The organism is Exiguobacterium artemiae 255-15 (assembly GCF_000019905.1).
In the GTDB taxonomy this organism is placed as follows: Bacteria; Bacillota; Bacilli; order Exiguobacteriales; family Exiguobacteriaceae; genus Exiguobacterium_A; species Exiguobacterium_A artemiae.
Genome location: NC_010556.1, coordinates 491,831 through 506,095 on the forward strand (window position 1 = coordinate 491,831; position 14,265 = coordinate 506,095).

Consider the following 14,265-nt stretch of genomic DNA (forward strand, 5'->3'; position numbering starts at 1 on the left):
AACAAAAGTTCGGAATATAGAAATGAGGCTATTTAGATGTTTAATTTAAGTGAACAGCTTGTCAGCGGATTGAACCCGGAACAAGCAAAGGCAGTCAAACACACCGATGGACCGCTCTTGATCATGGCGGGAGCAGGCTCCGGGAAAACCCGTGTCCTGACACACCGCGTTGCCTATTTGATGGCAGCAAAACAAGTTGCGCCGTGGAATATCCTCGCGATTACGTTTACGAATAAAGCGGCACGCGAGATGCGTGACCGGATTTCACGGCTCGTCGGCGGTGTCGCGAATGACATCTGGGTCTCGACCTTCCACTCGATGTGTGTCCGGATGTTACGGCGTGACATCGAAAAAATCGGCTATAACCGGAACTTCACGATTCTTGATTCGAGCGATCAACAGTCAGCACTGAAGCTCGTCTTAAAAGAACAGAACCTCGATCCGAAGAAGTGGGATCCCCGGTCGATGCTGTCGATCATCTCGAGTCAAAAAAATGAACTGCGCAGTGCCGAGTTCTACGCGTCCATCGTCACGAATCCGTATGAAAAAACGGTTGCTGAGATTTATAAAGGATACGAAGCGGTCCTGCGTCGCAACAACGCCCTTGATTTTGATGACTTGATCGGGAAGACGACAGAACTGTTTAAACAAAATCCGGACGTCCTGTCGTTTTATCAACGAAAGTTCCAATACATCCATGTCGATGAGTATCAAGATACGAACAAAGCCCAGTATGATCTCGTCAATCTCCTGGCAGCAGCCCACCAGAACTTATGTGTCGTCGGGGACTCGGATCAGTCGATTTACCGCTGGCGCGGAGCCGATATCGCAAACATCCTGTCGTTTGAGGAAGATTATCCGACAGCGAAAGTCATCCTGCTCGAACAAAACTACCGTTCGTCGAAACGAATTTTGGATGCAGCGAACCATGTCATTCAAAACAACAGTACCCGGAAAGATAAGAAACTGTGGACGGAAAACGCAGAAGGCGAAAAACTGATTGTCCATACAGCGGAAAATGAGCGGGAAGAAGCGTTTTATATCGTCCAGGAAATCCGGAATGCATTGCGTTACGGCATGAAACTAAACGATGTCGCAATTCTGTACCGGACGAATGCCCAATCGCGGGCGATTGAGGAAACGTTGCTGAAATCCAATGTCCCGTACAAGATGATCGGCGGCACGAAGTTCTATGACCGTAAAGAAATCAAGGATGTCCTGGCGTACCTGCGCCTGATTTCAAATCCGAACGAAGACTTATCGTTTGCCCGGATTGTCAATGAACCGAAACGCGGTATCGGAGCGACGACGATTGATAAACTGCGTGATTTTGCCGACCTGCAAGGCGTGTCCTTGATGGAAGCGATCCGCGACATCGAATTGTCGAGCATTGCCCCGAAAACGGCAGCGAAACTGACGGATTTCCGGACAATGATTCTTGGCTTACAGCAAATGCAGGAATTCATCAGCCTGTCCGAACTGGTGGAAGAAGTCCTTGAGAAAACCGGATACCGCCAAGTCTTAAAAGAAGACAAAACACTCGAAGCACAAAGTCGTCTCGAGAACATCAACGAGTTCATCACAGTCGCACAAAACTTTGAAAAAGAGACCGAAAAAGCCGATCCGGAAGACCAAACGATCATCGCGTTCTTAACGGATTTGACGCTGGTCGCCGATGTCGATTCACTGGATGAGAGTGATCTGGGGGAACAGGTCACCTTGATGACGTTACACTCCGCAAAAGGACTCGAGTTCCCGATCGTCTTCCTGATCGGGATGGAAGAAGGATTGTTCCCGCACAGCCGCTCCCTGCAGGATGAAGACGAAATGGAAGAAGAACGTCGTCTCGCCTATGTCGGAATTACGCGGGCTGAAAAACGATTGTACTTGTCCCACGCGCGGATGCGTTCACTGTATGGCCGGACGAATGCCAATCTCGAATCCCGTTTCCTTGCCGAATTACCGGAGGAAGTATTGGAACGGACCGGTAAAAAACCGAAGCCATTGCCATGGGAAGATCGACCGGTACCGCAAGGAAAAGCCGTCATCGGCCGATCGGTCACGAAACCGACAGCGATGAAGACATCAGGCGCAGAATCACTCGGCTGGAACGTCGGTGACAAAGCGGAACATGGAAAATGGGGACGCGGAACCGTCGTTCAGACACGCGGAGCAGGGGACAGCTTAGAAATCGATATCGCCTTCCCGGAAGTCGGTGTCAAACGGTTGCTTGCGAAATTCGCACCAATCAAAAAGGTATGAGTGGAGGCGTCAAGATGATAGAACAGGCACGAATCGAGGAATTACGCCAAAAGTTGAACCAATACAGTTACGAATATTACGTGCAGGATCAACCGACTGTTCCGGACAGCACCTATGATCAATTGTTACGGGAACTGACGGAACTTGAAACGGCACATCCGGAACTGATCACGCCAGATTCACCGACGCAACGCGTCGGTGCTGCGGCGCTCGATGCCTTCGAGAAGGTGACTCATGATTTACCGATGCTATCGCTCGGCAATGTCTTTGACGAAACAGAAATCCGGGAGTGGGTCGCCCGCATCGAACGCTCACTCGGCCGGTCGACGACGTATGTGGCAGAGTTGAAGTTTGACGGACTTGCGATTTCCTTGAAGTACGAAGACGGACAACTTGTCCGTGGTGCGACGCGGGGCGACGGAACGGTCGGCGAGAATATTACACAAAACCTGCGGACAATCAAAGCCTTACCCCTTCGGTTACGTCGAAATGAGACGGTCGAAGTCCGAGGGGAAGCCTATATGCCGAAACAATCATTTGAACGCTTGAATGCGGACCGGGCAGCACGTGAGGAAGCCTTGTTCGCCAATCCGCGTAATGCAGCAGCAGGGAGCTTACGCCAGCTCGACTCGTCGATTACGGCATCCCGCAATCTGTCCTTATTCGTCTACGGTGTCGGTGTCAATACACTGAGTGCCCGTTCGCACAGCGAAGCGATGCTTCAGCTGGCTGAGCTCGGGTTACCGACGAACAAGGAGATGCAGACGTGTGAGACGGTCGAAGAGATTTTAGCCTACATTGCCCACTGGACGATGGAACGTTCTAATTTACCGTATGAAATCGACGGTATCGTCCTGAAAGTTGACCGGTATGACGATCAGGAAGAACTTGGCTTCACGGCGAAAAGTCCCCGCTTTGCGACGGCGTATAAATTTGCCGCAGAAGAAGTCATGACGACAGTCGAAGAAGTTGATTTCAGTGTCGGACGGACAGGGAAAGTCACGCCGCGCGCCCGGTTTGCGCCGGTCGTCGTCGCCGGATCAACCGTCAGTTATGCAACATTGCACAACGCGGACTTCATCACGGAAAAAGATATTCGACTGCACGATCAAGTCATCATCAAAAAAGCCGGAGACGTCATACCGGCAGTCGTCAGCGTCGTCGTTTCAGAACGGACAGGGAACGAACAACCGATCGAATTTCCGGCTCATTGTCCGGCCTGCGAGTCGGAACTTGTTCGATTGGAAGGCGAAGCGGATATTCGGTGTGTCAGTCCGGAGTGTCCGGCCCAGCTTGTCGAAGGCATCATTCACTTCGTCTCGCGTCAAGCGATGAATATCGACGGTCTCGGCGAAAAAGTCGTGCGTCAATTGTATGAACATGAAGCCATCCGGACGCTCGCCGATTTGTACCGCCTCGACCGGGATGAATTGTTGACGTATGAACGGATGGGTGAAACGTCGGTCGATAATCTTCTGACTGCGATTGAAGCGTCGAAGCAAAATTCTTTGGAACGGTTGATGTTTGGTCTCGGGATTCGATTGGTCGGTCAAAAAGCGGCGTACCTGCTGGCAGAGCGGTTTGATTCACTCGACGGCATCGCACAGGCGGAATATGAAGATATTTTAGCGATTGATGGAATCGGCAGTAAGATTGCCGATTCTGTGACGAAGTATTTTGAACATCCGGAAGCGCAAGCCTTGATCAAGGACTTAGCAGAACTCGGACTGAACCAACAGTTTCTCGGACAACGGGTCGATCAATCGAATGCACCGCTCGCCGGTAAAACGATTGTGTTGACCGGAACGCTCGAATCACTGAAGCGTTCAGAAGCCGGGAAACGGCTCGAGTTGCTTGGTGCGGACGTGACCGGCAGCGTCAGTAAGAAAACGGACATTTTAGTAGCCGGAGAAAAGGCCGGTTCGAAGTTAACGAAAGCCGAGTCGCTCGGAATCGAGATTTGGAATGAAACACAACTGCTTGAAGAGCTGGCGAAATACGAAGGGTAACCAAACATCCATCAAACGGATGATTTAAATAAAAACAGGGAAGGCGCATGATTCACGGCGCCTTCCCTGTTTGCTGTTGAAATGGTATGTTACAGCGATTCGGTTTTGATTAAAACCCCTTGTTTGATTAACCGATTGGTTGCCGTTTCCGGCGGATCACACGTAATCAGTGTAAGGGTTGCTTGCTTGACGTCTTGATTTAAGACGGACAAATCCGTTGGTTTGACAAGTTGTGAGGTCTTCATTTGATAGGTATACCGATGACTTTTTGTCGTCACGATGACATGTGCACCCGTTTTCAACTCCGGCAGACGATTAAAATGCAGTCCTTTTGTGAAACTGCGGTGTCCCGCCAAAGCGTAATTGCCTTTACCGGGAGCGCCGGTCGCTTTCAGATGACCGATGCTTTGATCGAGGACAGCCGTCGAAGCCCCTTCTAAAATGACTTGCTCAAAATTAAGGGATGGAATCGTCAATAATCCGCTGCCGTTCGTTGCGACAGGCTGCTTCGTTTCCTTTGCATCGACCGCTTTTAAGTTTTGTGTCCACTGTTGCTTCAGCTCTTCCGCGGCCGCCTGTTTTTGATGGTTGGTATACAGCGGCCAGAGAATCAGCAGGATGCCCGCAATCAGAAGAAGCAGGCCTAAAAATTTTTGTCGTTTCATGAAGTATCCTTTCATCTGCTGTTTCAGCAGGATCGTTTTTTGAAAATCAGGGGAAAACTACACCTTCCCGGATGGAAAACTATTCTGTTATGATAGAGAGAACGATTTTAAAAACATGGGGTGCGTAAAGAAATGAAATCTAAAAAAATAGCAGCGTTGACGTTGACGAGTACATTATTCCTCGGCGCGTGTTCGTTTGATTTGTCACAGAAAAGCGATACAAAAGAAGTCATTACAGAGAGCGAACAAGGAAAAGAAGTCCAAGCCGTCGTCAGTCCGGCAATTGATACAACCGATTCCTATTATCGGACCGTCTTACCGTTCCGACCGAGTGTCGCCCGCGGGATGACACAAAAGCGGGTCAGTTCCCGCCTGGAGCTGGATGAAATCGAGACCGGCCTGATGCGTCACTCCACTCAATTTTTTGCTCCTGATAAATACTATTATCAAGAAGGACAACTGCTCGAGGCCGATCAAATTGCCCAGTGGTTGTTACGAAAAGGAAAAGCCGTGGATGGTGTCAGTGATCCGAACGGCTTGAACCCTGCCTATACGACCGGAAAGTCTTACAAAGAAAAAAACCAAAAGTCTCCTTTGATTCTATCGCACATTTTGGAACAGGACTACATGTTGGAAGAAGATAAAAAACTCGAACTCGGCGGGACATCCGTCGCTTTAGTCTTAAACAGCGAATATGTTTTCCAGGATGAAAACTACGGTCCGACCTATACCGTGAAACTCGACGAGAAAAAAGTCATCGCAGAAGGAAAACGGATGGCAAATGAATTGGTCAAGAAAATGCGGAAAACGGACGGTATCAAAACGACACCGATCCACGTCGCCTTGTATTTGCAGGAAAGTGAAGGGTCACCGGTTTCCGGACATTATGTATCTTCCGCCTTTATCGGGCGCGGCAATCAGATCAGTTCGAACGACTGGAAGAACTATGATGAAAAATATTATTACTACCCATCGGGTGCCGCGACGAACGATGTCCGTGATGATGCCGCGAAGTTTGATTTGTTCAAGGACCGCCTCGAAGACTATTTCCCGAACTACACCGGTATGATGGGAGAAGGCTTTTATCAGGAAGGTGAACTGAAGAAGTTGGAAATCAAGATTCCGGTTCAGTTTTACGGAAAAGCAGAACTCGTAGCGTTCATTCAATATGTGACCTACTTGCTCGAAAATCGTTGGGAATACAATCGGAATGTCCCGACAACGATTACCGTCACGAACTTGAACGGCGATACGGAAGCGATGTTATTCATCGAGCCGGATACGAAAAAACCGATTGTCAAAATCCGTTGATTTCATTTGAACAGACAGGCTCCTTGCGCAAGCAGGAGTCTTTTTTGTTGAGTCTAAGCTGACTTTTAAGCACAACAAAACAACGATTTACTATTGTCAGATTTCTTTAGATTTACGAAAGCCGTCTTGAAAGCGCATAATAGAAAAGAAGCATCATGCGAATCAGCAGAGACACGCTGGATTCGCCTGTTTTAATCCATGGTAAGGGAGCGGGTCGCATGAAAGGTGGTATTTTTTCACAGATTAGCGCCGTCCACGAAGAGTTGCCTTCTTCTTCGCGGAAAGTCGCTGATTTTGTTTTAGCGCATATGAATGAAATCGCGGGGATGACGATTCATCATTTAGCCGAGGAATCGGGAACAAGTGCCGCAGCGGTCGTCCGTTTTTGCCGGGCACTCGGTTTAAAAGGATATCCAGAACTGCGGATGCGGATTTCAGCGGATACGGCACGAACCGATTTAAAGGGGTATCATGATATTGAAAAAAATGAACGGCCTGCTGACTTAGTGGAAAAAACGGTCAGCAACAGCATTCAAGCCTTACAAGATACGGCGAAACAATTGAGTGAAGACCGGATTGCCGAAGCGGCGGATGTCTTGGACCAGGCACGCGCAATTTACTTTTACGGAATCGGGGCATCGAACGTCGTCGCGTTGGATGCTGCACAAAAATGGACACGCGTCGGGAAACTGACGATTCAGGAATCGGATCAACATCTCGTCGCGACGATTCTTGCGAACGCCAGTCAGGATGATGTCTTTTTTGCGATTTCTTACAGTGGTGAAACCGAGGAAGTCGTCGAGTTAATCCGGCTTGCCAAGATTCGCGGGCTGAAAGTCATCAGTTTGACGCGGTTCGGGGATAACCGGGTCAGCCAGTTGGCGGATATCGCCTTATGGACGTCACGGGCGCCGGAAGCGCCGTTACGCAGTGCGGCCTTAAGTTCGCGTCTCGCCCAGTTGTTTGCGATTGATGTGTTGTTTTTATCCTATGCTGCCGTCCATTATGACGATACGATCGAACGGCTGCAGTATACACGGGAAAGCGTCAAGATGTTGCACAGTAAAAAATAGGGGGCGTACATAATGAAACAGACAGTGGAAGAGATGGTGGAGCAGTTATTTCCAGTGATGGTCGAACGGCGTCGGTATTTACATCGACATCCTGAGTTGTCGTTTCATGAGGTCGATACCCCGCAATTCATTGCGGATCGATTGACGGAGCTTGGGATTGAAATCCGGACCGGTGTCGGTGGCCGGGGGGTAGTCGGAACGATTCGCGGAGGAAAACCGGGAAAAACGGTCGCACTGCGGGCAGACTTTGATGCGTTGCCGATTCAGGATGAAAAAACCGTCGATTACCGGTCGACCGTGCCCGGTGTCATGCATGCATGCGGACATGACGGCCATACAGCGACGTTACTTGCCGTCGCCGAAATTCTGGTCCGTCAGAAAGAACAGTTGGCAGGGAACGTCGTCTTGATTCACCAACACGCGGAAGAAGTCGTTCCGGGCGGGGCACGGGACATGGTTGCCGACGGATGCCTCGACGGTGTCGATGTCATCTTCGGAACCCATCTGTGGTCGACGACGAAACTTGGAACGATTGGTTACCGGATCGGTCCTGTCATGGCAGCGGCCGATAAGTTCGAGTTGACGTTGTTCGGGCGCGGGGGACATGGCGCGAAGCCACACGAAACGATTGATGCCGTCGTACTCGGGGCGACGGTCGTCAAAGAGTTGCAAAGTATCGTCAGCCGCCGACTCGATCCCCTTCAGCAAGCGGTCTTGACCATCGGAACACTGCATGCCGGGAATACGTTTAATGTCATTGCCGACAGTGCGGAACTGACCGGGACAATCCGGACATTTGATCCGGAAGTCGCTGAGCAAATCGTCCACGAAATGGAACGGACGATTAAAGGCGTGTGTGACGCGGCAGGGGCGACCTATTCGTTTACGTACGAAAGAGGATATCCGGCGGTCGTCAATCATCCGCAAGAAACGAACCTTTTACGGACCGTTGCGTCTGACATCATGGGTGCGGATCACGTCTTTGAAATTGCTCCGACGATGGGCGGCGAAGACTTCGCGTATTATCTGCAACAAGTACCCGGCACCTTTTTCTTCACGGGAGCAGGGGACGAAACCTTTTATCCCCATCACCACCCGAAGTTTGACTTTGAAGAGCAGGCGATGCAGCATGCAGCCCGTATTTTAATCGAAGTGACCTTACGTTATCTCGAAGAGTCCAGTAATTGACGAAAAGACACCCGTTTTCCGGCCGATGATGACCGGAAGACGGGTGTCTTTTTCATGTGCTCTCTTATAAGATTTCTTGAACCCGACCGACTTGTCCGTCTTCGAGACGGACTTTGATTCCGTGCGGGTGATTCGGCGACTTGGTCAACAGATCCTTGACGATTCCTTCCGTCCGTTTACCTGTCCGCTGGTCTTGTTTTAATACGATACTGACGTGTTGTCCGATTTTAACATCGGCGCGTTTTTTACCATCCATGTCTTGATCGCTCCTTTTTCATAATGCTAGTTGTCAGTATATCATGGTTTCCTGGAGCGAAACTTGTTTGAGGAAAATGCGTAAAGTGAAAAGAACAAAAGAATCGTCAAAAAAAGTTTGACTATATTTGACCAATTGACTGACCAATTCTATAATTAAGATACAGAACAAAAAGTTAAGGGAGTGATCAGCGTGGCGAAAGACTATTATCGAACGCTTGGTGTCGAGAAGACGGCATCGAACCAGGAAATCAAGCGGGCTTACCGAAAGCTTGCGAAACAATACCATCCGGACGTCAATCAGGAAGCGAGTGCGGATCAGCGCTTCAAAGATATCCAGGAAGCGTTTGATGTCCTCGGGGATGAAGAAAAACGGGCACAGTATGATCAATATGGAAGTAACTATGAACGGATGGCTGGAGCGGGGTATGGACAGTCAGCCGACTATGACGATCTTTTCCGCCAATTCAACGGACGTCAATCCCGGACGGCGGGATCGGCAGGGCAATCGTTTGGATTTGAAGATATGTTCGGTTCGTTTTTTAGTCAAGAACCGGAAGAAACGGACGAAGAACTCGAATTGACGGTTCCGTTAAGTCATCTCAGTCAGAATGACAAGGTGACGATCCGACTGGCGACAGGAGCCATTCAAATGAGTCTGCCGAAAGATTTGTATGACGGGAAAAAAGTCCGGTTACGCGGGAAAAGTTCGAAACGCAACCGTAAAGGAATTGCGGGAGATGTGTACGTGACGATTCACCTGAAGGATGATGATCAATTCCGCCGGCAGGAAACCGATGTCATCTCGACTGTCCGTGTCTATCCGACGGTATTTGTTCTCGGTGGAGAAGTCGTGGCAGATACGTTGGAAGGAAAACGTGTCAAATTAAAAATCAAGCCCGGCACAAAACCGGGAGCCCGTCTTCGGATCCCGAATCGGGGACTCAGTAACCGGGAGGGACACCGCGGTGCCTTGCTGGTTCAACTAGAAGTCAAATTACCGGAAATGGAACCATCGTTTTATGAAGAGTGGGAAAATCGTTTATCTGTGAAGGAGTGACGGGAAAATGGATTTCGAAAAATTAACGGACCGGGCACATGAAGCCATCGTATCGGCACAAGCCATTGCCAAACAGCGTCGACACAGTGAGATTACAGAGTGGCACTTGTTGCTGGCTTTGCTTTCACAAGAAGAAGGCATTGCACGGATTGTTTTTGAGAAACTCGATCAACGGATCGACCAGTTGGAGACGGGCGTCAATGAAGCACTCGGACGGTTACCGGCGCTCGGTCAATCTTCGACGCCGCGAATCAGCAACTCCTTATTGCAGGTGTTGACGGAAGCAGAAACCGAAGCCCGTTTGATGCAAGACGATTACGTTTCTGTCGAGCACTTATTGTTAGGTCTTGTGAAACAATCCAGTCCGGCGACACAATATTTGCGGAACGAGGGAGTAACTGAACAGGTCTTACGGGAAGCAATCATCGAAATGCGGGGCAACCGCAAAGTAACGACTAAAAATCCGGAAGCGACTTTCGACGTCTTGAAGAAATATGGCCGCGATCTTGTCGCAGACTTCCGGTCCGGGAAAACCGATCCGGTCATCGGACGAGATGACGAGATCCGTCGTGTCATCCGGATTCTCAGCCGGAAAACGAAAAATAATCCGGTCTTGATCGGGGAACCGGGTGTCGGGAAAACCGCAATCGTCGAAGGTCTGGCGCAACGGATTGTCCGGGGAGATGTCCCGGAAAGTCTGAAAAACAAACAGTTGTTCAGTCTCGATATGAGTACGCTTGTCGCGGGTGCAAAATACCGCGGAGAGTTTGAGGAACGTCTTCAGGCGGTCTTAAATGAAGTTAAGGAAGCAGAAGGACAGATTCTGTTGTTCATCGACGAATTGCACACGATTGTCGGTGCCGGGAAGACCGAAGGCGCGATGGATGCCGGAAACATGCTGAAACCGATGCTTGCCCGCGGAGAGCTGCACTGTATCGGTGCGACGACTTTAGATGAATACCGGAAGTACATCGAAAAAGATCCTGCACTTGAACGCCGCTTCCAACAAGTGCTGGTCGCGGAACCAGATGTCGAAGATACGATTTCGATTTTACGTGGTCTGAAAGAACGGTTTGAAATCCATCATGGTGTCCGGATTCATGATAATGCCCTGGTTGCGGCAGCCATCCTGTCAGACCGGTACATCACGGACCGTTTCATGCCCGATAAAGCCATTGATTTAGTCGATGAAGCGTGTGCGATGATTCGGACCGATATGGAATCGATGCCGGCGGAACTGGATTCACTCGTCCGCCGTGTCATGCAACTTGAAATCGAAGAAGCCGCACTGAAAAAAGAAACCGATGAAGCATCCCGGAAACGACTCGAGACCCTGCAACAGGAACTCAGTTCTGTCCGGGAAGACGAAAGTGCGCTCCGGACACGATGGGAACGCGAGAAAGACAGTTCCCAAAATGTCCAGCAGTTGCGGGCAGATCTTGAAAAAGCAAAACTGGCTCTTCAGGAAGCTGAAGGACGGTATGATTTGAATACAGCCTCGGAAATCAAATACGGACAGATTCCGGCACTTGAAAATCAGTTGAAAGTGGCGGAAGAATCAGCGGAACACGTCGCGCATGAACTCGTCCGGGAAGCCGTGACGGACGAAGAGATTTCCGATATCGTGTCGAAGTGGACGGGAATTCCCGTCAGCCGTCTCGCACAAGGGGAACGCGAAAAGTTACTGTATTTAGAAGATACGTTGCATGAACGTGTTTTTGGTCAGGATGAAGCAGTCCGGCTGGTCTCGGATGCTGTCATCCGGGCGCGTGCAGGAATCAAAGATCCGAATCGTCCAATCGGTTCGTTCCTGTTCCTTGGACCGACAGGAGTCGGGAAAACGGAGCTTGCGAAAGCTCTTGCAGCCGCCATGTTTGACAGTGAAGAACACATCGTCCGGATTGATATGTCCGAGTATATGGAGAAACACAACGTTTCCCGCCTTGTCGGAGCACCTCCCGGTTATGTCGGTTATGAAGAAGGCGGTCAATTAACAGAAGCCGTCCGTCGGAGTCCGTATTCGGTGCTGTTGTTTGACGAAATCGAAAAAGCACACGGGGACGTCTTCAATATCTTACTTCAAGTACTGGACGACGGCCGTTTGACCGATGCGCAAGGACGGGTGGTCGATTTCAAGAACACGATTGTCATCATGACATCGAACATTGGATCGCATATTTTACTCGAAGCAGCAAAAGACGGTGATATTGATGCGGCCGAAGAAGAAGCGGTCCGCCAAGAACTGAAAAAGTATTTCCGGCCGGAATTCCTGAACCGGATTGATGACACGATTCTGTTCCATCCTCTCCACCGGGCGGAAATCGAACGGATCATCGACAAGGCCGTCAGCAAGATGGCAGAACGTCTGTCAGGTCGTGAAATTACGATTGATGTCACAGAAGCGGCGAAAACGTTAATTTTCAATGAAGCGTTTGAACCACAGTACGGTGCCCGTCCGATTAACCGGTATATCCAGCGGACGATTGAAACGAAACTGGCACGGGCTCTGATTAGTGGATCCATCCAGGATGGTTCGCATGTGGCAATCGATACAGACGGTACAGAACTCGTTATCCGCTAAACTATAGTTTAAAAGGTCGTCTCATCCTCTGACAGTCAGGGGAGAGACGACCTTTTGAATGAGAAGGAAAACTAAAAAAGAATAACGGCATACCTCGTGACGAAAAAGCATGATAAGCTAATGAAAACGACAGGAAGAGGGACTCCGATGAACGTAACGCAACAACAACTAGAAGAATTAATCGCTGAATGCCGCCCCTATACGGTGCTCGGGCAGGTGGCGAGTTATATACCAGAACTGGCAAAATCGGAACCGACCCAACTCGGAATCGCTGTTTGTAATGCAGACGGCAGTTTTGTATCCGCGGGAGACGCCGAAACGATGTTCACCTTACAAAGTGTTTCAAAAATCATCACGTTAGCCTTTGTCCTCGAGACATTTGGTGAAGATTACGTGTTCTCGAAGGTCGGTATGGAACCGACGGGAGACGCGTTCAACTCGATTGCGAAGCTTGAAGAGACGATTCCGACGAAACCCCTGAATCCGATGATCAACGCCGGAGCACTCGCTGTGACGAGCATGTTACCGGGGGAAGATGCAGCCGATAAGCTGAACCGGTTACGCCAATTCATTGCCGATCTGCTGGATATCGAACTCGATATGGTCAAATACGATGCAGAGGTCGCGAAGTCCGAATTCGAGACGACCGACTTAAACCGGGCTCTGCTGTACTTCATGCGGTATCATGGAGTCATCGAAGGGAACGTCGAAGAAATCATCGATGTCTATACAAAACAGTGTGCGATTTTGACCAATTGTAAAGGACTCGCGATGATGGGGAAAATTTTAAGTCAATCCGGAAAAACACCATCCGGGAATCAAGTCATCTCCCGCCGGAATGCACGGATCATCCGGGCGATCATGACGACATGCGGCATGTACGATGCGTCCGGTGAATTTTCAGTCCAGGTCGGGTTACCCGGAAAAAGCGGGGTATCGGGTGCGATCGTTGCCTGCGGTCGCAGTGACTTCGACATGGCGGACCTTGGAATCGGTATCTTCGGACCGGCACTTGACCTGAAAGGAAATTCGATTGCCGGAACGAAGATGCTGGAGTTGCTCGTCCAGCGTCATCCTTAATCAAACGACAGTTGATCGAGCAGTTTCGAAAGCTTTTTCTCAAGACGGGTGATTTCTTTTTGTTGTTGCGCAAGCTGGTCGTCAGGAACGCTGAAAAGACGCCAGCGTTCGAGGCGGTTATACGTATCATTGATGTCACCTAATTGGGTTTGAATCCGTTTTAACCGGTCGACGGACGATTTCGGGAAATCGGTATACGGACGTAAATACTCGACCGTATAGCGGTAGAACTTCGTTGCAAGCCGTAACTCATGCATCATCTGAATACGCTTCTTCCCTTCCTTATGCTGAACTTTTTCATAATGAAGTTTCTTTTTGTCGAATCGTTTTTCAGCTGTCTGAAGAAGATCTTTTTCATCAATCCGTTTTAATTGTTTCGTCAAGCGACCGGCTAAAAATCGACGGACGGAGCGGTCGAGTTCGTCGGAAATCAACAGATGCATCGTTTCGAGTAACGTGGCCCGTTTGCCTTGCAGTTGTAAGGCGAGGTGTTCTGCGAACAACTGCTCAATCGGAGAAGTGACACCTTGTTGACTGAGTTGAACATCAAGATCCCGGACTTGACCGAACGCAGCCATCAATCGTTTCCAGATGAGATAGATTGGTTCCTCCGTTTGATCGACTAACTTCGCGAAGGTGATTAATTTACGTAAACGGATCCGCGCCTGGTGAACGTCTTCCGGGTTTTTAAATGTTTGGGCTTCCTCGGCATAATGATTAAATGTCGACCAGGTTTCAAGTAATTCAAAAGTTAAATTTTCCGCATCACGATGATTCAAAT

The 14,265-nt window shown here is 49.6% G+C and carries 11 protein-coding genes; 8 read left to right on the forward strand and 3 right to left on the reverse strand.

Annotated elements, in window-relative coordinates:
* Positions 1-36 precede the first annotated feature (36 nt).
* Positions 37-2,262, forward strand: coding sequence for a DNA helicase PcrA (gene pcrA, locus EXIG_RS02560; RefSeq protein WP_012369370.1), 2,226 nt, complete (start codon positions 37-39; stop codon positions 2,260-2,262).
* A gap of 14 nt (positions 2,263-2,276) precedes the next feature.
* Entirely contained in the window at positions 2,277-4,271 is a 1,995-nt protein-coding gene (gene ligA / locus EXIG_RS02565) for an NAD-dependent DNA ligase LigA (protein WP_012369371.1), read from the forward strand.
* An 89-nt stretch (positions 4,272-4,360) separates the two neighbouring features.
* On the opposite strand, the gene EXIG_RS02570 is transcribed toward ligA, so the two are convergent.
* The gene (locus tag EXIG_RS02570) at positions 4,361-4,936 is read right to left on the reverse strand and encodes a class D sortase (RefSeq protein ID WP_012369372.1); all 576 of its coding nucleotides are present in this window, start codon (positions 4,934-4,936) and stop codon (positions 4,361-4,363) included.
* A gap of 132 nt (positions 4,937-5,068) precedes the next feature.
* On the opposite strand from EXIG_RS02570, the gene EXIG_RS02575 reads away from it, so the two are divergent.
* The 3 genes from EXIG_RS02575 (at position 5,069) to EXIG_RS02585 (ending at position 8,508) form a co-directional block, all read left to right on the forward strand.
* Positions 5,069-6,247 (forward strand): CamS family sex pheromone protein, encoded by a 1,179-nt coding sequence (locus EXIG_RS02575; RefSeq protein WP_012369373.1) that lies wholly within the window; start codon positions 5,069-5,071, stop codon positions 6,245-6,247.
* 218 nt (positions 6,248-6,465) lie between these two features.
* Positions 6,466-7,320 carry a MurR/RpiR family transcriptional regulator gene (locus tag EXIG_RS02580; protein WP_012369374.1) on the forward strand — a complete coding sequence of 285 codons (855 nt, stop codon included), beginning with the start codon at positions 6,466-6,468 and terminating at the stop codon, positions 7,318-7,320.
* A gap of 12 nt (positions 7,321-7,332) precedes the next feature.
* Positions 7,333-8,508, forward strand: a complete 1,176-nt coding sequence (locus EXIG_RS02585; protein WP_012369375.1) for a M20 metallopeptidase family protein — start codon at positions 7,333-7,335, stop codon at positions 8,506-8,508.
* Positions 8,509-8,572: 64 nt separating this feature from the next.
* Here EXIG_RS02585 and EXIG_RS02590 read toward each other — a convergent pair whose 3' ends face one another.
* Positions 8,573-8,764 carry a YwbE family protein gene (locus tag EXIG_RS02590; RefSeq protein ID WP_012369376.1) on the reverse strand — a complete coding sequence of 64 codons (192 nt, stop codon included), beginning with the start codon at positions 8,762-8,764 and terminating at the stop codon, positions 8,573-8,575.
* Between the two features lie 192 nt (positions 8,765-8,956).
* On the opposite strand from EXIG_RS02590, the gene EXIG_RS02595 reads away from it, so the two are divergent.
* The 3 genes from EXIG_RS02595 (at position 8,957) to glsA (ending at position 13,484) form a co-directional block, all read left to right on the forward strand.
* Positions 8,957-9,823: a DnaJ C-terminal domain-containing protein gene (locus EXIG_RS02595; RefSeq protein WP_012369377.1), complete on the forward strand. Its 867-nt coding sequence runs from the start codon at positions 8,957-8,959 to the stop codon at positions 9,821-9,823.
* Between the two features lie 7 nt (positions 9,824-9,830).
* A complete protein-coding gene (gene clpB / locus EXIG_RS02600; protein WP_012369378.1) occupies positions 9,831-12,404 on the forward strand; it encodes an ATP-dependent chaperone ClpB in 2,574 nt (857 codons plus the stop codon).
* Positions 12,405-12,551: 147 nt separating this feature from the next.
* Positions 12,552-13,484, forward strand: coding sequence for a glutaminase A (gene glsA, locus EXIG_RS02605; protein ID WP_012369379.1), 933 nt, complete (start codon positions 12,552-12,554; stop codon positions 13,482-13,484).
* Here glsA and EXIG_RS02610 read toward each other — a convergent pair.
* Entirely contained in the window at positions 13,481-14,263 is a 783-nt protein-coding gene (locus EXIG_RS02610) for a CHAD domain-containing protein (protein WP_012369380.1), read from the reverse strand. The genes glsA and EXIG_RS02610 overlap by 4 nt on opposite strands.
* Positions 14,264-14,265 lie beyond the last annotated feature (2 nt).